The organism is Parabacteroides distasonis ATCC 8503 (assembly GCF_000012845.1).
Taxonomy (GTDB): domain Bacteria; phylum Bacteroidota; class Bacteroidia; order Bacteroidales; family Tannerellaceae; genus Parabacteroides; species Parabacteroides distasonis.
Map to the genome: position 1 here is coordinate 2,095,828 of NC_009615.1, position 22,570 is coordinate 2,118,397.

Below are 22,570 nucleotides of genomic sequence, written 5' to 3' on the forward strand. Positions count from 1 at the left end.
CAATAAAAGTTCCAGTTTACCCATACAAATCATCACCACAAAAAAAAGAAGGCGTACCGACATTTACATCGATACGCCCTTTTCTCGTAAGAATATTATTCTCTATAATTTCCGAATCAGTTACAATACAAAGTTGTCAAAAGACAAGAAAAGACAAGAAGTAGATATCTTTATTTCCTATAAAGTCTAATAAGCATGAATAGTAATCGTCAGCACATCACCATTCTTGTCTGTGACACAAAAAACAGCCGAGTCCCCTTTACTTGCACTCTGTGTCCAAATTAACGCAAAACGTCCAGACCCACCGGGATTAAATTGAATATAGTCACTACCACTCATTTTTTGCCACAAGAAATCTCCAGTAGAAGGTTGAGTAAAACGAATTTCCACTGATTTCCCAGCTTCAATACCAATTGAATTACTAGTCCTAGGTTCTCCATCCGCAAAAAGCGCTAGATTACCACTGTCTTTTACATAATAACCATCTATTTGGGCATTGCAAAAAACACTAATTGTTCCAAATAAAAACAATACCATTAATAACTTTCTCATAACTGTAAAATTTAAAAGTTTAACATTAAAAACATAAATCCTCACGTTGAATGATGATACATCCCAACGTGAGGATTCCTATTATTTTGCAGTAAAAATACTATTCATATTATTTCATATTCCACCACAAAGAAGTTGTCGTCATGTTCGGACCACCAAGTCTTTCTAAAGCTTGGTTATACCCTTCCAAGTTATTGGTTTGAAGAACTGCCGGGTAACGAAGACGCTTCGGGTAGAACTCTACTTTACATTCCTTGCAAGTAGCAGGAGTTAACAACACTTGGTTAGTTGGATTGTAAGCAGCCTCTACAGCTTGATTCTCGAAGAACGGCAAACCTAAACGACGGTGATCAGACCACACTTCCAAAGGCAACCAAGGATTCTGAGCGATGAACTTCTGCGTAATGATCTTAGTCAATGCATCATTATTATACTGACCATTCTTATAGATCGTATTTTTAGGATACTCATAAGTCGTTGTCTTATTCTGTTTCGTATATGCATCGTAATAGTTGATCGTATAAGCCTTAGCCTCTACCGTATGATCGAAAGCTACAGATGTTCCTACACGGTTATAAGCCTTAGATTGCAAATATTCTAAGAGTTTATCGGAAACACCGTTATATTCAAAACTAGCGGCGATACCTTTCTCATAATTATCCTTTGCGCTACCCGGAACATTCCAACCATAAACCGCAGCTTCCGCTAACAAGAAATAACTTTCCCACGGGCCAAACCATACACGTTTGTTCGTGCTATGACGGAACTTATCAGCCAAAGAAGGGAAGTTGTAGTTATAACTTGTATAGTCACCAACTAAACCGGCCTTATCGTTCCAGTTTCCGGCAACAACGGTCGTCCAAGAATATTTCATGGGAAGTTTTACTTCCGGCGCGGAAACTTTTTGTCCGGTCAGCACATCCGTATAATCTCCCGCAATCAATGTTATCTCATCCTTTACCTCGGAAGCGGCACCTATATAAGAAGGATAAACCACTCCGTCATCATACCCCGGAATGCTATACAACTGAGGCGCACGAGGATCGATATATTGTGGGATACCATCGAAAAAATAGCCCGCACAAGGATCATTTGTGGTTGTTGGGAAATGCAGGCTGACATTCTGGCCTAAGTAAGTATAAGGATCTTTCAAATTGGATTTCAACTCATCAGGAACAGGAAATTCCACACCGCCTAGTCCCACTACGAGATTATTGAAAGTAGTAGACATCGCTTGGTTATTCCAAGTTCTTGTCATGACACCTGTATACGGATCCCATCCATCTTTCTCCGCAACCTGGGCGATATCATCCATAGAGGCGATAAACTCACCCTTGGCAGCATCCTCAAACTCAGCTTGCGCCAAAGAAGGATTGACCGCAGTCAAACGCATCGCTAGACGCATACGCAAAGAGTTTCCATACTTTTTCCATTTCTTTATGTCACCACCAAAAAACGGATCATATTTGGACATCGCACTCATATCAATGCTCTCATCCAAAGAAGCGACCGCCTCTTTCAACTCTTTCAATATATAGGTATAGATATCCTCCACCTTATTATATTCTCCAGGAACACCGGTAAAAGCAGATAACGCCGGTATCGGGCCAAAGTTATCAGACAATTCAGAGTTCAAATAAGCTCTCCAAATACGAGCCATATTCGGGATATTCCGATAATAAGGATAGGCATTATCCACATCTAATTTGATTTTCTCCTCTCCGACCTCTATCGCTTGATTCGCCTTATTCAACCAACCTACACCATACGAGTTCGAAGTCAAGTATAATCTATTATAGTCATCATTATCCGTACCGATTGCGAAACCGCTACCCCGATCAAAACGAGCAGCCCGCTTCCAATACAAAATAAAAATACGTTCTGCTATTTCAGGGTTCATTTGAGCATCTCCAATGGAGCCATTCAAGAACCATTCCGGTTCCACTTGCTCCAAATCAGCCTTATTCGGGTCTTTGTTGATATCCTCAAAGTCATTACAACTTGTAACCGTTGTCAATGAAGCGACCGCCAAGGCTCCTAATATAATGATATTTTTCGTTTTCATATTATCTCCTTTCTATTAGAATCCTACAGTTAAATTAAATGTATAAGAACGATTTGTAGGCGCGCCACCATTCTCGAATCCTACCGCATTCGTATTTGTAGCTGCCACAGATTCAGGATCGATACCCGGCAAATGAGAAACAATCATCCATACGTTATTACAAGTCGCGGACAGACGCAACTTTTGGAACGGGGTTTTCTTCAACAAATTCTTATTGAACGTATATCCTAAAGTAATATTTCTCAAACGGATATTCGTAGCGTCATACGTAAACACCTCCGGCAAACCATAGTTTCCTGAAGAAGCGATACGCTCCCAATATCTTTGAGGCGTAACAGCGACATCATTCTTCACATACTCATCACCTTTTTTCATGATTGAGTTTGGAACCACGAAATCAGCACGATCACCATTCACAACCGTTCCGGCAGCGTTACCATTCTTATGCAAAGAAGAAGTCGTCGCCGAGTAAATCTCACCACCTATACGGAAGTCGATCAAGAAACTCAAATCAAAACCCTTATAAGAGAAATTATTCGTGAGACCAAGCATCCAATCCGGGTTCTGATTACCGATCAACTCTTTATCTGTCGTAATCAAAGGAAGACCATCTTCACCTACCACGACCTGCCCATTGTGGCGAACAAATTTCTGTCCATAAATATCACCATATTTACCACCTTCGGTAGCGGCAATCTGTAAGACATCCACAGTCTTGATATCATAGACAGTCACCCCTTCGGTTAATTCCAATATCTTACTTCTATTCAAAGAGAAATGAGCTTGCGCATCCCAGTTAAACCCACTAGCAGTCTGCATAATAGCACCATTCAACGAAAGTTCGAAACCTTGGTTCTGGATATTACCCGCATTCACTTTTCGAGATTCATATCCGGAAAAAGCATCCATCGGAATATTCAGCAACTGATTGGTCGCATTTGTCTTATACCAAGCGGCATCAATACCAAAACGGTTATTGAAGAAACGTAAGTCGGCACCAACCTCCCAAGACTTGATCAACTCACTCTTAACCGAAGAGTCAAACAAGGTACTTCCGGCAGAAGCCATACTATTACCATTAGCATCCTTAGAAATTGTATATACATTATATAACTGATAAGGATCCAAATCATTACCTACCTCAGCGAAAGAAGCACGCACCTTCGCGAAACTAAACCAATCAGGCATACTTCCTCCGTTTTTCTGTACCATATCAGAGATTACAGCAGATAAGCTAACAGAAGGATAGAAATAAGAACGATTCTCTTTTGACATAGTGGATGACCAGTCATTACGTGCCGTAACATCCAAGAACAACCAACCATCCCAGTTCAACTGGAGAGATCCGTACAAAGAGTTCATTTTACGCTGGGTCAAAGAAGATGTAATAGAAGGTTTATCAACACCATTATTGACATCAAACAAATCAGGAACCAACAACGTTCCCGCACTTGCATTCATTTTGGTACGTTTCTGCTGCATGATGTTACCACCAAATGTAACAAAACCACCCAATTTGCTGATCAAATCATCCTTACGCGCCGTAGCCAAGAAGCTAAAGTTATTCTCATAGAATGTCTCAGAACCTTCAGAATAGCTACCTTCCGGCTTCGTATTACCTCCTGAATATAACTTTTGAGTAGTCGTGGTAGTATAATAGTCAGTACCTCCTCTCAGCTCGATATCAAACCAATCCGTAGGAGCATATTTTAAAGAAGCATTTCCTAAAATACGATTACGCGTATCGTCGTTCTGACGGTATTGAGTTACCCAATAAGGGTTCTCCTGTGGACTATTACTTTTATCATACCAAACCATTTTCCCTTGATCATCCACACAGTTCTCAAAATCAAGAACATTCAAAGAGCGAGGCAAATTATAAACGGTTGAAAATGCGTTGGATGGGTTTATACCAATGATCGGACGATTATGGGCGTTTTGGTTTACATAGTTCACCTTCGCATCCACCTTCCATTTCTTAGCCTCATCCAAAAATGAGGTAGCACGTAACGTTAAATTCGTCTTATTCAGACTTTGCTCTGGGGTTACACCCGAGTCATCTTGGCGATTGAAAGAAAAGAACATAGAGGTTCCATTCACATCTTGCTGGAAACTTACGCCTTCATTGAAAGAGGTACCTGTACCAAAGAAAGCGCCAATATTGTCATAAGCGGCCATTGGCACTTGACGTCCGTCATACGTAGTAATAGTCTGTCCTTCAATCCTCGGACCCCAGCTCAGATTGGTTTGGTCATTGTAAGCACCAACAGAACCCTGTCCGAAAGAACTTTGCAGTTCCGGCAACATAAAAGGAGTATCCGCCGTAACTCCAAAGTTCACATTGATACCCAGACCATCATTCTTCTTTCCTGATTTCGTCGTAATCAAGATAACACCATTACCGGCACGAGAACCGTAAAGAGCGGCAGCGGAAGCACCTTTCAATACAGACATAGACTCGATGTCTTCTGGATTGATATCCGAAAGACCGTTACCCATATCCGTACCGGAGTTACCCCAAGCATCATCTACACCACCGGTGAAGTTATCCATCGGAGTACCATCTACAACTACCAACGGCTGATTAGAACCCGTCAAAGAGTTCGCACCACGAAGTACAATCTTCGAAGAACCGCCTACACTACCACTAGAACGAACGACCTGCAAACCGGAAACCTTACCGGACAACGCATTGGCGATATTGCTCTCGCGAGAATCCAGCAAAGCGTCTCCCTTCAACTCTTGCATCGCATAACCCAAGGACTTCTCAGATCGCTTCATGCCTAAGGCCGTAACCACGACCTCATCCAATTTCTGGGTGTCTTCCGCTAATTTGATAACGCCTACCGGTTGGCCGGTATACGTAATTTCCATGGTGGAGTAACCAATGAATGAGATTTGGATTACATCACCATTCTTGACACCTTCCAAGGTGAAATTACCGTCCATATCGGTAATCGTACCATTGGTCGTGCCTTTCACGACAACTGACGCTCCGGTCACTGGGCCGAAATCATCTTCCACTGTACCTGTTACTTTCCCGTTTTGCTGGGAGATAGAGGCACCTTGCTCAACAGGTGCGATGTTGGCATACATGCTTCCCGAGAAGCATAACGCACCCGCACATAGAATTAAGCTGACAGGTTTAAAGTTTTTCAACATAACTGATGGTTTTATTGATAAATAATTAGACAATGTCTTGGCGAAACATTTGTCTTTTAAAATTATTCACATACATACACTCACTCCTGAGTTCTAGCGTAATTAAGTTCAAATAAAAAATGGGCTAACTATCGGAGTCCTACATGAACTTTTCTTAAGTAGAAGTTGTTTTATTTAGTTGGCGCCAAAATACCTAGCACATTTTATATCGGAGGCAAAGATATGAAATATTCATTATATTGTGTTATTATAATTAAATAAATCTTTCCTTATTTTTATGTTTTACAATATAAAATTAGAAATATAAACGGTTTTAAGTTAAAATCGACTTGAGTTCATGTAGAACTAAGTATCTGCGGTAAGATATGAAATCACAGTAATTCAGGCGTTTTTTCAGAATATAAAAGCAAGCCAGCTTCATTAGCAAAGTAAGTTAATTAAAATGCCAAAGTAAGTTAACTTACTTCGCCGATGAAGTTAACTTACTTTTATTAGATATCTTCTATTGAAAAAGAAGTATAATCTCTAAAAATCTTTCTCATTCGCCATATACCACATATTAAGGAACGAGGCCTTCGTGATATTCACCACCTTGTCCCAATTAATCCGGTCGGCATGGTCGCTCGGTTGATGGTAATCCGGATGCCCGTCGGTATGATACCAGATAATAGGGATACCTATCTTTGCGAAGGAACCGTTATCACTCCCTCCTACCGGGTTATCCCACGGACGATAATCCGGTGCCAGATTCAAGTTGTATTTCTTGATATCGTTCTTCAGCCAATCGCCGAAAGCAGGGTGCGCCTCCGTATAGAAATAAACCACATGGGTAGGCTTCGCCTCGTTATTGTTACGGCCGATCATATCGAAATTCAAATATCCTTTCACGTTCTTTATCTCTGGAAAAGACTGAACGAAGGCTTTCGATCCGAGAAGCCCTTTCTCCTCACCGTCCCAGAAAGCGAATACAACGGTTCGCTCCGGTTGCTGGCCCGTGGCAAGGAAAGCCCTCGCTATCTGCAAAACGGCAGAGACTCCGGAGGCGTTATCGTCCGCCCCGTTATAGATCTGGTCGCCATCCAGCATCGGGTCGATACCCAGATGGTCATAGTGAGCGCCGACAATCACGATCTCGTTCGGGTTCTTCCCCTCTATCTTACCCAATATATTATTCAAGGATAGCTTCTGGAAAACACCGGTCTGCTTGATAGCGGCCACCGAGTCCGGGTGGACTTGCCAACGGGCTCCTCTTTTCTGGCGTTCCAGATGGTAAGCCTCGAACGGATGGTAATAGGAATCGCCCACGGGATCGATACCTAAAGACTTCAAGTTCGCCACGATATAATCTCCCGCTATACGGCCTCCACGGAAACCGGCCTCACGGCCCTCCAGATCATCATCGGCCAAGAAACCGATATGCGCCTCGGCGGTCGATCTATTTATCACGTCCAAACCTTTCTTCTCCGGACTTTCCGCCCAAAGAGCCGTACTTAATGCCAGCGACATTAAGAGTAATCCTGCTTTTTTCATCGCTTTTGTGTTCAAATGATTATTGTTTTAGCTTTTTCATTCACAAATATAAGTAATTTCCCTGATACGCGAAGGAGAAGGAAAGGAAAGGGCACAAAAAAAGGCTCACCCGGCCGTATCGCCAAAGGTAATCCTCATTTCCTATCTCTCACCATTCCGTTTTGAACGGAGGTAAGAGATGACATCTAATTTATTTCTTACTTTAATTCTTTACTTAAAAAAGACGCGGTCTTTTAGTTCTTATCCGCATCTACACTCATTTCGCTCATAAGGCGACGGATCTCAGCGTTTAATCGCTGACTCATGGCACCATTGCCAGCTGACTGGTAACGATCTGCTTGATAACGCAACATCGCTAAAGCACGAAGGCTTTTCTCATTTTCTCTCATCATCATAATCTTTTTGTTTTACGCTTCCCACGCTTGGAAAGCCAGTTAATAAATAATCCTAAAACGATCTTTCTTTCTTAATTCGTTACAAAGATAACCATTTTATCCGAAACAATGTTGTAGAACATAATAAAATATTTCTTTTTTTCGATTATTTATGAATTATGCAAATAAGTCTAAATACGCCGGGGATTACTCCACCGGCGTTAATTCACTTGTAACAGAGTCTATTACAAACCCTCTTACCGTTATATCCGACGGAATCAGCGGATGATTCCGAATTTGCTCCACGGTCTCATGCACGGAAGCCTCGGAGGTCTCGAATCCCCGCAACCACGACTCGAAGTTTATACCGCAATATCGGATCATATCTATTCGTTCCTGCGGAATTCCCCGCTCTTTCATCTTTTCGATCATCTCGGAGCTATTCATGTGCTTGGCTCCGCAATCGGTATGCCCGATTATCATTACCTCTACAACCCCAAGCTCGTAAATCGCCACCATCAAGCTCCGGATAACGCTTCCGAAGGGGTGGGATATGATCGCCCCTGCGTTCTTTATAATTTTCACGTCTCCATTCTTGATGCCCAAGGAGGCGGGTAGCAACTCGGTCAGCCGGGTATCCATGCAAGACACGATGGCGATCTTCTTATCGGGATATTTATTCGTGATATACTTCTCATACCCCTTGTTCTTTACGAACTCACGATTATAGCTTACCAATTCATCAATCATAGCGTTTGTGATTTAGCGTTATTAAACTGTTTATTCATATAACATCGAAATGTCTTAAAGCGTTCATGACACCATCGTCATCTACGGAGTCGGTCACGTAATCCGCCGCCTCTTTCACCTCGTCGCCGGCGTTACCCATGGCTACCCCGATCCCGGCGTGGCGAAGCATGGCCATATCGTTGCCTCCATCGCCAAAAGCCATCGTCTCGTGGAGCGAGATCCCGTAATACTCGATGATCTTATCGATCCCTACCGCCTTACTGCTCCCCCGCGGCACGACATCCGCAAATAGCGGGTTCCAGCGAGTAGCCTCGCAATGCGGCAAGACGGACATGATACGTTCTTCATGGCCGGGAGAGAAAAAGGCTATCAGCTGGTATACTTCCTTACCCCCGTTGCCACGCAAAGGACGCAAGGGAGGATGAGGGAAGTCTAGCATGTCGTAAAGCTGTCGCACAGAATCATCCACGTAGTTCTGGTAAATCCCATCTTCCTCCACCAAGGCGCACGGGAACGCCTCCTCATTCTCTTGATAGCGGATCAACGCCTCTATATCCCCCGCCGGGATATTATGTTTATAGATAACCTTATCTTTTCCGGCCAAGCAATATCCTCCGTTCAAGGTAACATAGCCATCGAACTCTTGCGTCCCGAGGTTATTGATAGATTGCAACTGGCGGCCGGTAGCGATGAAAACCTTGATTCCCTTTTCTCGCAACAGGTCCAAGGCCCGGACCGTGGAGTCCGGTAGTTTATGCGTCTTGAAACTTACCAACGTACCGTCAATGTCAAAAAATACTGCCTTAATCATACTTATACCTATTATCTTCTTTTAATGACAAAGATACACTTTATTTGTTACATTTGTATTTTCATTTCCTTCATCAAATAATAGATATAGTTTTTTATGGAATACAGACAACTAGGAGGTTCCGGATTATACGTTCCGGCACTTTGTTTAGGTACGGCTACTTTTGGTGGCACGAATGGTTTTGAAGGTTGGGGACATACCAAGGTGGAAGAGGCTACCCGTATGGTCAATCTTTGCTTGGACGCCGGGGTGAATCTATTCGATACGGCGGATGTCTACTCCAACGGTCTTTCCGAGGAAATCTTGGGAAAGGCGATCCACGGATTGAGGAATCGCCTCTTGATCTCCACGAAGGCGACTTTCAACCTAAGCCCGGAGAGCCGTAACGCCATCGGTTCTTCCCGTTTCCATCTGATACAGGCGTGCGAGGCGAGCCTGAGACGATTGAACACGGATCATATCGACATTTATCATATGCACGGTTTCGACGCAAATACCCCGGTAGAGGAGACACTCCGAGCCTTGGACGACTTGGTGACGAGCGGGAAGGTCCGTTATATCGCTTGCTCGAACTTCTCCGGCTGGCACTTAATGAAGTCGCTTTCCGTATCGGAGCGGTATGGATGGAGCCGGTACGTGGCCCAACAGGTTTATTACTCCTTGCTGAACCGGGAGTTCGAGTGGGAACTGATGCCGCTAGGCATCGACCAGAAGGTGGGCGCCATTATCTGGAGCCCCTTATCCGCCGGACGTCTGGGCGGGAAGTACCGCCGGAATAACCCGATCCCGACGGACGGGCGTGTCGCTCGCGGAGGAAGCCCGATACCTGACGAGGCTACTTCTTACGAACGCCTGTACGACATCGTGGAGGTATTGGAACAGGTAGCCGAGGAGACCGGGCATAGCGTAGCCCAATGCGCCTTGAACTGGTTATTGCAACGGCCTACAGTAAGCAGCCTTATCATAGGTGCCCGCACGGAAGAGCAGCTAAGGCAGAACCTAGAGGCCGTAGGCTGGAGCCTCAGCCCGGAGCAGGTGAAGCGCCTCGATATGGCAAGCCAGACGACCCCGATCTACCCGTATTGGCATCAAGCGCAGTTCCCGGAATTGAATTCTCAATTGAGGTTCTAGACGGAGGCTAGAGAAAGCGTATACACCTCGGGATGCGGATAGCACGAAAGTCCGCATCCCCTAAACACCCATTTTCATCCCCTTAAACGTATCTTGGTTAAGACGTTTTTTATACTTTTGTAGGCTGTTACCAACTAAATCTATCGTATGAGGAAACATTTTCTACTTTTCTTGCTTTGTCTAGCCACGAACGCCAGCCTGACGGCCCAAGAGACCCTTCGGGAGAATAACGGGGAACCTACACTCGTGGAACGATTATCGAACGGAGAGATCAAGATCAATAGCGCCGAGATGAACTTCCAGCTTTTCACCTCGGCCAACGCTGAGTTTGTCGGGAACGAGCTAGACGGTATGAACTTCAAGCTGAACCGTGTCCGGCTGGAGATCAAGGGGGACGTGGGCAAGTGGCTGGGGTATCATTACCGGCAGTCGTTCAACAAATACTCCGATCCCTATTCGCTCGACAACCTCTCCTCCTCGCTCGAGCTGGCGTACGTGAACCTGAAGGCACGGCCTAATCTCAATTTCACGATCGGCAAGCAATTCGTCAATTTCGGGGGATACGAGTATTACGTCAATTCCATCCGGGTACGAGAGTTTAGCGAGTTCAATAATTTACTGACCGCCTACCAAGCCGGTATCTCGGGCAACTGGCAAGTCAGCCCGGATCACGAGCTTTGTTTCCAGATCGTGAATAACCGCAACGGTAACGACGAGGACATCTACCCTACCGGACTTCCCGAGGGTACCGCCAAGGCCAAGATACCCTTTATGTACACGGTCAACTGGAATAGCTATTATCTGGACAAAAGCTTGCAACTGCGTTACGCCACCGCCGTCGGGCAGCAGACCCGCAAGCGCTACTCCTACTATTTCACCTGTGGCAATACCTATGAGAAAGGCCCGTTGCTAACGTACCTCGACGTTATGTACACCCGCCAAGGGATCGACCAGCATGGGGTCGTCAGCCGTCTGCCCGGAACGCCTCATACCGCCATGAACACCGAATACCTATCGATTATCGGCGACGTGGATTACCGTGTCCACCCCCAATGGAACGTTTACGTGAAAGGGGCGTACGAGACCGCCCGGGTGTACAAGGGCAACGGCGATTTCCGGAAAGGGATGTACCGCCGTTCGTGGAACGCGCAGAGTAGCGTGGAATTCTTCCCCTTCAAGCAACTCGACCTTTTCGTATTCGTCCTATACACCTACCGGGGCGTTATCCTAGAGAAAGCCGCCACGCGAATGGGAGCCATAGAGCCGGATACACACCGCATATCGCTGGGGCTGGTCTATTCGATCCCGGTCTTCTGACAAACCGCGCATACGGTAGCGCAGGCTTGCAGATATGGTAGTACAGACTTGTAGATACGTTCGTGCAAACTTGCAGATACGCTTGTGTAAATTTGCAGATACGTTCGTGCAAACGTGTAGATACGTTAGTACGGATTTGTAGATACGGTAGCGCGGGCTGACACATAAGGAAGTACAGGCCGGCACATACGGTAGTACAGGTCCGTATTGCCTTATGTGCAGCTTCCCCCATCCACCCCATAAAAAAAGCGGTGCCTTCCGTTTCCGGAGACACCGCCCTCATTCTATAATAAAAGACCTGTTATATTAAGCCTCTACATCCCAATTCTCGGCAGCCATACGTTTGTAGCTACGCAGACGCCATTTAGCGTTCTCCTCGGCGGCGGCAAACAACTCAGCGGCCTCAGCCGGATATTGTTTAGCTACGGAAGCGAAACGAACCTCACCCTTCAAGAAGTCTTGGAACTTGCTCCAATCCGGCTCCTTGCTATCCAAGGTGAACGGATTCTTGCCCTCTGCCTCCAAAGCCGGGTTGTAACGCCACAAGTGCCAGTAACCGCATGCTACGGCTTCTTTCTCCTCAGCTTGCGACTTACCCATACCCTTCTTCAAACCGTGGTTGATACAAGGAGCGTAAGCGATGATCAAGGAAGGACCGTCGTAAGCCTCGGCCTCGCGGATCGCCTTCAATGTCTGGGCTTGGTCGGCGCCCATAGCGATCTGAGCCACATATACGTAACCATAAGTAGTAGCCATCAAGCCAAGGTCTTTCTTACGTACCCTCTTACCGGAAGCGGCGAACTTAGCGATAGCGCCCACCGGAGTAGCCTTCGAGGACTGACCACCCGTGTTAGAGTAAACCTCGGTATCCAATACCATGATATTTACGTTCTTGCCGGAAGCGATCACGTGATCCAAACCACCGTAACCGATATCGTAAGAAGCACCGTCACCACCGATAATCCATTGAGAACGTTTTACCAAGAAGTGAGACAATTCCTTGATCTGAGCGCAAACCGGACAACCCTCCTTGATGCCTTGCTCAACGAATGCCATGATTTGCGGAGCCAATTCCTTCGTCTTCTCGGCGTCGTTCTGGTTAGCGATCCAAGCGGCGGCTATTTCCTTGGCCTCAGCCGGAGCATGCTCGCCCACGGTGATCTGTTGCAACAAGCCTTCCAAACGTTTACGCATCTTCTCGTTCGCCAATTCCATACCCAAGCCGAACTCGCAGAAGTCCTCGAACAAAGAGTTTGCCCAAGCAGGACCTTGACCCTTCTCGTTCGTTGTATAAGGAGTGGAAGGAACAGAACCGGAGTAGATAGAAGAACATCCGGTAGCGTTAGCCACCATCTCGCGGTCGCCGAACAACTGGGTGATCAACTTCACGTACGGAGTCTCGCCACAACCGGAGCAAGCGCCTGAGAATTCAAACAACGGAGTAGCGAACTGTGAGTTCTTCACGTTAGACTTCACGTCTACCAAGTTTTGCTTAGAAGAAACGTTAGCTACGCAGTAGTTCCAGTTATCGGCCTCAGCCAACTGGCCTTCCAGCGGAACCATAGACAAAGCCTTGTTGCCCTTGAATCCCGGACAGATATCGGCGCAGTTACCGCAACCCAGACAGTCGAGAACGTCTACCTGCATACGGAACTTCATACCCTTCATAGCGGCCGGAGCCTTCACGTCCAACATAGCGAAGCTAGCGCCCTTCTGCTCCTCATCGTTCAATACGAACGGACGGATAGAAGCGTGAGGACAAACGTAAGCACATTAGTTACACTGGATACAGTTCGCCTCATTCCAAACCGGAACGAAAGCGGCCACGCCACGTTTCTCGTATTTAGCGGTTCCTTGCGCCCAAGTACCATCCTCGATGCCCTTGAATGCGGAAACCTTCAATAAATCGCCATCCTGAGCGTTGATCGGACGAACTACCTCGTTGATGAAAGCGGGATCGTTGTTTACGACAGCCTCATCATCCGGAAGGTTAGCCCAAGCGGGATCAACCGTCAATTGGTTGTACTCGCCACCACGGTCTACAGCCGCGTAGTTCTTGTTAACCACGTCCTCGCCCTTCTTACCGTAAGACTTAACGATGAATTTCTTCATCTGCTCGATAGCCAAGTCTACAGGGATAACACCCGTGATACGGAAGAAAGCGGACTGGAGGATCGTATTGGTACGGTTACCTAAACCGATCTCCAAGGCGATCTGTGTGGCGTTGATATAATATACAGTGATATTCTTCTGAGCGAAGTAACGTTTTACCTTATTAGGCAAGTGCTTAGCCAACTCCTCAGCGCCCCAAACGGTATTCAACAAGAAGGTACCGTTCTCACGCAAACCACGAGTCACGTCGTACATGCGCAAATAAGCCTGAACGTGGCAAGCCACGAAGTTCGGGGTATTCACCAAATAAGTAGAACGGATCGGATGATCACCGAAACGTAAGTGAGAACAAGTGAAACCGCCGGATTTCTTAGAGTCGTAAGAGAAATAAGCCTGACAGTATTTATCCGTGTTATCACCGATAATCTTCACCGAGTTCTTGTTAGCGCCTACCGTACCGTCGGCACCCAAACCGTAGAACTTAGCCTCGAACATACCCTCACCGCCCAAGGCGATCTCTTCCTTCTGAGGCAGAGAAGTGAAAGTAACGTCATCCACGATACCGATCGTGAACTGGTTCTTCGGCATCGGCAACGCCAAGTTCTCGAATACGGACAGGATCTGAGCCGGAGTCGTATCCTTAGAACCCAGACCATAACGGCCACCTACGATAACCGGAGCATCCTCCTGACCATAGAAGCAGTCTTTTACGTCCAGATACAACGGCTCACCGTTAGCACCCGGCTCTTTCGTGCGATCCAATACGGCGATACGCTTAGCGGTCTTAGGCACGGCAGCCAAGAAATGCTTAGCGGAGAACGGACGATACAAGTGAACGGATACCAAACCTACCTTCTCGCCCTTAGCGATCAAGTGATCGATAGCCTCACGAGCGGCCTCCGTAACAGAACCCATGGCGATGATCACACGCTCAGCGTCCTCAGCTCCGTAATAATCGAACAAACCGTATTTACGGCCTGTGATCTTGGAAACCTCGTTCATATATTCTTCTACGATAGCGGGAACTGCCTCGTAGTACGTGTTGGAAGATTCTCTGTGTTGGAAGAAATGATCCGGGTTCTCGGCCATACCGCGAGCGACCGGTCTCTCCGGGTTCAAGGCACGGGCACGGAACTCAGCCAAAGCTTTCTGGTCGATAAGCGGAGCCAAGTCCTCATTCTCCAAAGCCTCGATCTTCTGGATCTCGTGAGAGGTACGGAAACCGTCGAAGAAGTTCACGAACGGCACACGAGACTTGATCGTAGCCAAGTGAGCTACACCGGCCAAGTCCATAACCTCCTGTACGGAACCCTCGGCCAACATGGCGAAACCTGTCTGACGGGCAGACATCACGTCTTGATGGTCACCGAAGATACACAACGCATGAGAAGCCAATGTACGAGCGGATACGTGGAAAACGCAAGGAAGCAATTCACCGGCGATCTTGTACATATTAGGGATCATAAGCAACAAACCTTGAGAAGCAGTGTAGGTTGTTGTCAAGGCACCAGCTTGCAATGAACCGTGAACAGCACCTGCGGCACCACCCTCTGATTGCATTTCCTGTACCATTACAGTCTCGCCGAAAATATTCTTACGTCCGGCTGCAGCCCATTCATCTACATATTCAGCCATTGTAGACGACGGAGTGATGGGGTAAATCGCGGCTACCTCGCTGAACATATACGAGATATGAGCAGCGGCCTGATTACCATCACAGGTTAAAAATTTCTTCTGTTTTGTCATAGACCTATAAAACTATTAGTATTAAAAAAGATTCTTACTTAATATAGAAAACCGAACAACCAAAGCGGGATCATGTTCCCCTCCCCGATCTCGGTCTTATCGACAGCATAGTACATATCCGGATTGTTCTTCACTTTCATGTTTTCCTCGATCCGGAAATTATACATCGTATTCACCAGAAAGTGGGCGTTCTTGATTCCTTCATTCAGCTTATTGTCTTTCAATAGTTGGTTATAAAAGAACGACTCACGCACCGCCCCGGCATTTACCTCCATCGGACGGATGGGGTACATCAGGTTCGAGTTATACATATATACCTTGGAGGGTTTCTTCGGAAAGGATTCGCCCACCGGATACAGCATATTCATCAAACGAGCATCTGTCAAATACTTGATATAGTTCATCACGGTGGCCCGGGATGTCTCGATATCCTTGCTCAACTGACTCACGTTTGGGGTACAAGGAGCGCTCGTAGCCAATAAGTAGAGTAGTTTGCGTAGCTTTGGTAGGTAGCTTTGTTCGATTTGTTTTATGTATAACACGTCCACCTCTAGCATCATGTTCATGGTCTTCAGCAGATTCTCGGAGAAGTTGCGCTTTTCCAAGAAGAACGGATAGAAACCATGATGGAGATAATCTTGGAAATAAGCCATCGGCCTTACGACCGAGCAAATACGTTTGGCGATTTCCTGATGATTCTCTACTACCTCATCGAACGTGTACGCGGAAAACTGGTTCCCCGACATCAAGTTCAAGAACTCACGGAACGAGAACCCCCTGAGGTTATACGATACCACCTTGCCGGACAAGTCCGGGTTCTCCTCTTTCAGACGCATCACCGACGAGCCGGAGAAAACGATCTTCAAGTCCTCGAAATTATCATAGCAATACCGCAACTCTCTCGACCAGTTGGAATACTTAAACACTTGGTCTATCAACAACACCTTTCCGCCTTTAGCCCGAAACTCGGCGGCGAAATCAACGAGTGTGCGTTCCGTAAAATAGAAATGATTTAAATTAATGTATAAGCATTCCTTATTATCGGCACCAAAATATTCACGGGCATAGTCTAACAAGAAAGTGGTCTTTCCGACTCCTCGCGAACCTTTAATACCGATCAACCGATCCTCCCAATTGATCTCATCCATCAATCCCCTTCGTACCGGAGAATACAGATGCTCTACCAGATATTTATGTGTTTTAAAGAATGCTTCCACCTACATAATTGGTAATTGAAAATTTGGAATTACCGATGCAAAGATAAACATCTTTTCTCATTTGCAATGCGGAGATTGCAATTTTATTGCAAAAAGTAAAGTTCAAACTAACAATTGCCTATCAACGTATTCTGTCTCGTAAAGACGGAGCGCACTCCAGTCCTTACGAAACAAAAGATATTATTCAATGATCGAGATCCATCCGTAAGTATCCGGCTCGTCGCCATACTGGATGGCACGTAGCTTATGATATAGTTTCTCGCAAACAGGACCCGGTTTGCCATCTTTGGCGATAACAAAAGATTTGTTCTCGTCCAAATCGTCGATTTGCGAGATCGGGGCGATAACCGCGGCGGTACCACACTCGGCAGCCTCGTCGAATGTAGCGATCTCCTCGAAAGGAACCGGACGACGCTCTACCGTCAAGCCCATATCCTCGGCCAATTGCTGCAAGCTCTTGTTCGTGATCGAAGGCAAGATCGAGTGGGATTGCGGAGTGATATAGCTATTGCCACGGATTCCGAAGAAGTTAGCCGGACCGCACTCATCCAGATATTTCTTCTCTTTCGGATCCAGATACAATACGGCGGCGTATCCCTTGGAATGAGCGATCTCGCCGGCTACCAAGCTAGCGGCATAATTACCACCGACCTTGATCGTACCTGTCCCGTTAGGAGCCGCACGGTCGTACTCACGAAGTACGCATACCTTCGAGGGCTGGAATCCACCCTTGAAATACGGACCTACCGGAGTGACAAATATCATAAACATATATTCGGGAGCCGGCTTCACACCCACCTGAGCGCCCAAGCCGATCATCAGCGGACGAATATATAAAGCGGCACCGCTCTCATAAGGAGGAACGAAACGCTCGTTCAATTTCACGACCTTACGTACAGCTTCCTCGAACATCTCTACAGGCAACTCAGCCATCTTGATACCCCGGCTGGAAGATTGCATACGTTTAGCGTTCTCATCCATACGGAATACACGGATCTTACCGTCTTTCCCGCGGAAGGCCTTCAAGCCCTCGAAAGACTCTTGTCCGTAATGCAAGCAAGTAGCGGCCATGTGAATATTGATAATCTCGGATGAAGAAACTTCCAACTCACCCCATTTGCCGTCACGATAGTAGCATCTTACATTGTAGTCTGTCTTGATATAACCAAATCCCAGCTCAGACCAATTTAAATTTTCCATATCTATACAATTTGCTGTAATTAGTTTAAAATTAACAAATTACACTGTTAATAATATCGCTCAAAAGCAAAAACGCCCATAGCCGTCGCTATGGGAGATTTTGTGTACCGCAAATATACGCTAATTTATATATAGTTCGGCCTATAAACTAAAAAAAGCAAGCGGAAGGCTACATTTCGGCCTATAACGAATTATACCAATCTATCACTTGGTCGAACTCATTCTCCAACTCTTGCGCTGGGAAATCAAGGGCGACCGGATAGATCAAACACATCCATAAGGAAGGCGAATCGGACAACTTACGGTAAAAAGAAACCGGTAAATCCGGTAAAGTCTCCGTCGGATCGGTCATCAAGACCTCAAATATCAGTTGATAGGGATGCGAGTAAATCACCCGGTAACGGTGATGGTATTCCGGACCAGTCAAGAATGAGTATCTTGGAATGGGGCGTATATCTTGCTTTCTATCCTCCGGTTCCGTTGTTTCCGGATCGATCTCATCTTCTTCCAATAAATATTCTACTTGGCTATCCTCTGCTCCCGGGAATTCTAAGTCTGGAGTCTCTTCCATGGCCTCGATCTCCCCAAAATCCGGAAGTTCCGAGAAATGTATTCGTTGAAGCCCTGTATCCTCCTCGGAAAAACAGATAATCTCCGGGCTGAAATTCCAGTTCTGCCGAGACCACACCTCATAATCCCCGATAAAATACACCCGCTTCTTCGCCCGGGTAACCGCCACGTTCAGGATATTGCTATTTACCCAACCTATCGCACCAGTTGAAGAAGGTTGGCATCCCAACAGGAAGATAACCTCCTCGGCTTCTTTTCCTTGGAATTTATGGACCGTTCCGCAGTTGGCAGTCTCCCACCCCTTAAATTTACCTTTAAGCCCACTATACTCCTCCGTATTCAAGACGGCTTTAACCGCAGCCTTAATGCCTTTCACAACCGTGGTGAAGGGGGAGATCACATATAATTTCCGGGTATCCTCTTTCTCCCGGTGTTTTCCCATCCACGCCAATATCAAGCGCAAGCATACCTCGCCTTGCTCCGCCACGTAATGATCATTATTCCCTTTAGCGCTAGTACCTTTCTTACCGGGCACATCGATCCATAAGGAATGATCTAGCAACAATTGACTTTTCTCCTCGTCTTTCACCGCATCTTTCATTCCCAGAATCATCGTATCGTCGTACGACACCCGGTTGGAGATGCTAAACATAGGATTGATACAACGACGGTGCACGACCAACGGACAGCCTACCCACGTCTCTCCAATCCAAGACCCATAACGGTTTATCAAATCGGCGAAACCTTGCACGGAATGGGATTTCGAGAGGTAAGAAGACAAGGATACGATACCACATTTCTTTTGATAGAGAGTCATCAACGTCTCATCGGTGGTGACTACCGGTTCCACTTGTTTCGGGTCTCCCACGATGATCGCTTTCTTTGCCCGCCACAAAGCGCCTACCGCACATTGGGGAGCGGCTTGCCCGGCCTCGTCCACGATCAACAATCCCAATTGCTCCCTACCCATGTACTCCAGCATCTTCTGTACGGAAGCGAATGTGGTAGATACCACAGGCACCAAGAAAAACAAGCTATTCAACACATGTGAGAATATCAATTCTTTCTCCTCCGGCATATATTTATTATCCCAAAAGGCCAACAGCGAATAAAGGTTGCAACGCCATTTGTAGGAATTGATCACAAAAGAGCCATGCAGGACCAAAGCTTGATAAAATAGATCTTCCCTTGCTTTGTCGAATTCAGCGTTCTTCAAAGGATTCGAGGACTGCATCTTCTCGTCCGCCATCCTAAATACCTCTTCGTTACAAGAGACCGACCGCCGCAATCGCTCCACTATTCGATATTGCTTCAAGAACTCTTGTTGAGCGATATCGAAAGAAGGGAAACGGTTCTTAAACTCCCGCATAACCTTCTCATTGTCTCTTTTAGGACTCATCTTGGAAACAAACGGCCTTAATACCATTTCGCTGAAAGAACGGATATTATCCCCTTTTCCTAAACGGGCGGATATCAATCCCCAGGCCTGTTTCGTATGTTTTCCCGGATCGGTATTTCCATTGAGCATATTGGAAGCCAAATCTCCGAAAAATAAATCTTTACCCTCACTAAAGACTAGAGAGTGCCCGGCTTTTGACATGGCTTCAGCGGTAGGTAGTTTACTCGTCTCGGGTAACTCGAAGGTGATATTCTCTACAGCCGTATTATTACAGGATGTCACAAGAATTCCATAATCGGCCAATCCCCGTCCCATCTGCAAACCAAATGTCTTCTGACTTTTACCTGCCTCCAAAGACTTCACTAAAAGCGGAGTCTCTGTAAAGGCATCATCCGGCTGATTCAAATCCGCTAATAACCGGGCACGCCGTACCACGTACTCGGCGATAATATCTTTCAGCAATGTTGTCTTACCCGTTCCCGGAGGGCCATTCACGGAGAAAATGCCACAGCCTCCCGCATTTTCTTCGGCCAACGCTATATTAATAGCCATCTGTTGCATCAACGCCGGGCTGAACTCAGAAGGCCAACGGCCCAGCGGATATCTTTCCGGACCTAACCATTTCCTATAATTCTCTATTGAGCATATACTTTGACGGTTCCCTCCACTCATCAAAGGAGCATTTATATAGTTCACCAGTAAACGATTGGGCCTTTTATCCAGCAGACTTTTACGAACCCTGCTTAAATCTTTCGCATAGAAGCTTATGCTTAAGTCCGTATCATCCGATTTTAGCGCACGGGCACAAACCCGCTCCAAATCATTCCTTCTAAATCCATCATTTACGGTAAATAGACTCCGGATCCGCAGTCGATCTAGCAACTCTACCGTCTTCTGCCGCAAAAGAGAGAAGAACTCTATCCCTTCCTCATCCTCAATTGTCATAAAGAAGTCGTTTCCATCCTCCAGTAGTTCCTCCAACCACTCCTCATCAACCTCCCGGTCATGAATTAAGCAGCTGATCGCCCAGATATAAGGCGAAAGTTGGAACGAGCCTTCTATGTACTCTCCGGACGGGGATAAATCAATCGTATAGAGCACGCTTACAGATTTATTCTTCTCCAACAGCTTACGAAAACGCTCATTATCCTTATCCGCCGGAATCAAACGATATAGCTCGGACAAAAGATCATATTTAGGAACACCTCCCACATACAGACGGAAGCTATCCGCATCCCTGTATGGAGCATATATGAAATACTTCAACTCATCCTCCGATCTCACATATCTTACCCGTACCTCATCCTCCGGTAAACCAGATTTAGAAGCCTGAGGGAATGACAGCTCTTGAAAATATTCCAACACTTCCCAGTAAGCCAGAATACTAGTTGTTGTATCATGGGTACGATTCGAGACAAAGCCCAATAGCGTTTTTAAGTAAGTTAAGTCCATGCTTTAAAAAACCTTAGTTTACACGAAAGCGCTCAGTTAGCCGCTTTGTTAGATTAATGATCGTAAATGTAAGCTATTTCGAAGTATATTTGCTACATTCGCGTCAAAAATAATTAAAATATGAAAGTCATTGATCTGATAAGGAATAGTAAGAGTACCGCTTTTTCTTTCGAGATATTACCGCCGCTGAAAGGTAACAGTATCCAGAAGGTATATAATGTGATTGACAAGTTGAAGGAATTCGACCCTAAATACATAAATATCACCTCCCATCATAGCGAGTTCGTCTATAAAACCTTACCAGACGGAAGTTTCCAGAAAGTAAACATCCGTAAACGTCCGGGCTCCGTAGCGATCGCTTCGGCTATCCAGAATAAATACGGTATTCCTGCCGTACCCCATATTATATGTAAAGGCTTTACGAAAGACGAGACGGAATACGCTTTGATCGATTTGAACTTCCTTGGCGTAAACAACCTCTTAATATTAAGGGGAGATATAAAGACCTTAGAGGCCTCCCAGCAAAAACCGGAGTTATATCACGACCACGCAACTGATTTACAACAGCAGGTAAATCATTTCAACGAAGGTATTGCGTTAGACGGTTCCAAGATAGACGGTATAGAGACTCCCTTCTCGTACGGCATGGCTTGCTATCCGGAGAAACACGAGGAAGCACCCAATATGGAATCCGATATCTATTACTTAAAGGAGAAAGTAAAAAATGGCGCTGAATATCTGGTAACCCAGATGTTTTTCGATAATGACAAGTACTATGCGTTCGTGGATCGTTGCCGTGCGGAAGGTATCACGGTTCCCATCATCCCCGGTATCAAACCGATCGTTTTCAAGAACCAATTAACGGTTCTTCCGAAGATATTCCGTGCGGATATCCCAGAGCCTTTCGCGACAGAATTACGTAAATGTAAAGATGATGCGGAAGCGAAAGAGGTGGGTGTGGAATGGTGTATACAGCAGTGCAAGGATCTGATCGCTCATGGCGTACCGAGCTTACATTTCTACACAATGATGGCCTCGGATAGCGTTTACAAAATAGCAAAAGAAATTTATTGAGATACAATAGGGGTTTTTCCACGCTGAGTTGTCTAATAGAAGTACACGATTGAACAATCATGTACTAAGTATGGTTATTTTTAAAATTCTAAGGTAATGAAATACATA

General features: G+C 45.9%; 13 protein-coding genes and 1 pseudogene. 3 read left to right on the top strand and 11 right to left on the bottom strand.

The features are described 5' to 3' along the window. Positions 1 to 186: 186 nt before the first annotated feature. The 7 genes from BDI_RS08835 to BDI_RS08860 all read right to left on the bottom strand — a co-directional run bounded on the left by BDI_RS08835 (position 187) and on the right by BDI_RS08860 (position 9,244). Complete coding sequence (locus BDI_RS08835; RefSeq protein ID WP_005858269.1) at positions 187 to 552, bottom strand: hypothetical protein; 366 nt, start codon at positions 550 to 552, stop codon at positions 187 to 189. A 109-nt stretch (positions 553 to 661) separates the two neighbouring features. Further along, entirely contained in the window at positions 662 to 2,617 is a 1,956-nt protein-coding gene (locus BDI_RS08840) for a SusD/RagB family nutrient-binding outer membrane lipoprotein (protein WP_008779507.1), read from the bottom strand. Positions 2,618 to 2,632: 15 nt separating this feature from the next. Next, positions 2,633 to 5,779 carry a SusC/RagA family TonB-linked outer membrane protein gene (locus BDI_RS08845; RefSeq protein WP_011966586.1) on the bottom strand — a complete coding sequence of 1,049 codons (3,147 nt, stop codon included), beginning with the start codon at positions 5,777 to 5,779 and terminating at the stop codon, positions 2,633 to 2,635. 525 nt (positions 5,780 to 6,304) lie between these two features. Next, on the bottom strand, positions 6,305 to 7,309 hold the full coding sequence (locus tag BDI_RS08850; protein WP_005858275.1) for a M28 family metallopeptidase: 1,005 nt from the start codon (positions 7,307 to 7,309) through the stop codon (positions 6,305 to 6,307). A gap of 233 nt (positions 7,310 to 7,542) precedes the next feature. Then, positions 7,543 to 7,704, bottom strand: a complete 162-nt coding sequence (locus tag BDI_RS21050; RefSeq protein ID WP_005858277.1) for a hypothetical protein — start codon at positions 7,702 to 7,704, stop codon at positions 7,543 to 7,545. A 186-nt stretch (positions 7,705 to 7,890) separates the two neighbouring features. Beyond that, positions 7,891 to 8,433: a beta-class carbonic anhydrase gene (locus tag BDI_RS08855; protein WP_011966587.1), complete on the bottom strand. Its 543-nt coding sequence runs from the start codon at positions 8,431 to 8,433 to the stop codon at positions 7,891 to 7,893. A gap of 34 nt (positions 8,434 to 8,467) precedes the next feature. Next, positions 8,468 to 9,244 carry a Cof-type HAD-IIB family hydrolase gene (locus tag BDI_RS08860; RefSeq protein ID WP_011966588.1) on the bottom strand — a complete coding sequence of 259 codons (777 nt, stop codon included), beginning with the start codon at positions 9,242 to 9,244 and terminating at the stop codon, positions 8,468 to 8,470. 96 nt (positions 9,245 to 9,340) lie between these two features. Here BDI_RS08860 and BDI_RS08865 point away from each other — a divergent pair, with 96 nt between their 5' ends. Both BDI_RS08865 and BDI_RS08870 read left to right on the top strand, forming a co-directional pair. After that, positions 9,341 to 10,375, top strand: coding sequence for an aldo/keto reductase (locus BDI_RS08865; RefSeq protein ID WP_005858283.1), 1,035 nt, complete (start codon positions 9,341 to 9,343; stop codon positions 10,373 to 10,375). 147 nt (positions 10,376 to 10,522) lie between these two features. Continuing rightward, positions 10,523 to 11,692, top strand: a complete 1,170-nt coding sequence (locus BDI_RS08870; RefSeq protein ID WP_011966589.1) for a porin — start codon at positions 10,523 to 10,525, stop codon at positions 11,690 to 11,692. Between the two features lie 306 nt (positions 11,693 to 11,998). On the opposite strand, the pseudogene nifJ reads toward BDI_RS08870, so the two are convergent. From nifJ to BDI_RS08890, 4 genes and pseudogenes are all read right to left on the bottom strand, one after another. Continuing rightward, positions 11,999 to 15,550, bottom strand: a pseudogene (gene nifJ / locus BDI_RS08875) (pyruvate:ferredoxin (flavodoxin) oxidoreductase). A gap of 38 nt (positions 15,551 to 15,588) precedes the next feature. Further along, positions 15,589 to 16,767, bottom strand: a complete 1,179-nt coding sequence (locus BDI_RS08880) for an ATP-binding protein (protein WP_008779466.1) — start codon at positions 16,765 to 16,767, stop codon at positions 15,589 to 15,591. Positions 16,768 to 16,947: 180 nt separating this feature from the next. Then, positions 16,948 to 17,967, bottom strand: coding sequence for a branched-chain amino acid aminotransferase (locus BDI_RS08885; RefSeq protein ID WP_005858291.1), 1,020 nt, complete (start codon positions 17,965 to 17,967; stop codon positions 16,948 to 16,950). A gap of 181 nt (positions 17,968 to 18,148) precedes the next feature. Continuing rightward, positions 18,149 to 21,388 (bottom strand): AAA domain-containing protein, encoded by a 3,240-nt coding sequence (locus BDI_RS08890; RefSeq protein WP_011966590.1) that lies wholly within the window; start codon positions 21,386 to 21,388, stop codon positions 18,149 to 18,151. A 120-nt stretch (positions 21,389 to 21,508) separates the two neighbouring features. Here BDI_RS08890 and metF point away from each other — a divergent pair, with 120 nt between their 5' ends. Further along, positions 21,509 to 22,462: a methylenetetrahydrofolate reductase [NAD(P)H] gene (gene metF, locus BDI_RS08895; protein WP_005858295.1), complete on the top strand. Its 954-nt coding sequence runs from the start codon at positions 21,509 to 21,511 to the stop codon at positions 22,460 to 22,462. Positions 22,463 to 22,570: the final 108 nt, after the last annotated feature.

Coding starts and splice junctions, on each gene's coding strand:
- BDI_RS08835 (WP_005858269.1), bottom strand. CDS start 552: ATGAGAAAGTTATTAATGGTATTGTTTTTATTTGGAACAATTAGTGTT.
- BDI_RS08840 (WP_008779507.1), bottom strand. CDS start 2,617: ATGAAAACGAAAAATATCATTATATTAGGAGCCTTGGCGGTCGCTTCA.
- BDI_RS08845 (WP_011966586.1), bottom strand. CDS start 5,779: ATGTTGAAAAACTTTAAACCTGTCAGCTTAATTCTATGTGCGGGTGCG.
- BDI_RS08850 (WP_005858275.1), bottom strand. CDS start 7,309: ATGAAAAAAGCAGGATTACTCTTAATGTCGCTGGCATTAAGTACGGCT.
- BDI_RS21050 (WP_005858277.1), bottom strand. CDS start 7,704: ATGATGATGAGAGAAAATGAGAAAAGCCTTCGTGCTTTAGCGATGTTG.
- BDI_RS08855 (WP_011966587.1), bottom strand. CDS start 8,433: ATGATTGATGAATTGGTAAGCTATAATCGTGAGTTCGTAAAGAACAAG.
- BDI_RS08860 (WP_011966588.1), bottom strand. CDS start 9,244: ATGATTAAGGCAGTATTTTTTGACATTGACGGTACGTTGGTAAGTTTC.
- BDI_RS08865 (WP_005858283.1), top strand. CDS start 9,341: ATGGAATACAGACAACTAGGAGGTTCCGGATTATACGTTCCGGCACTT.
- BDI_RS08870 (WP_011966589.1), top strand. CDS start 10,523: ATGAGGAAACATTTTCTACTTTTCTTGCTTTGTCTAGCCACGAACGCC.
- BDI_RS08885 (WP_005858291.1), bottom strand. CDS start 17,967: ATGGAAAATTTAAATTGGTCTGAGCTGGGATTTGGTTATATCAAGACA.
- BDI_RS08890 (WP_011966590.1), bottom strand. CDS start 21,388: ATGGACTTAACTTACTTAAAAACGCTATTGGGCTTTGTCTCGAATCGT.
- metF (WP_005858295.1), top strand. CDS start 21,509: ATGAAAGTCATTGATCTGATAAGGAATAGTAAGAGTACCGCTTTTTCT.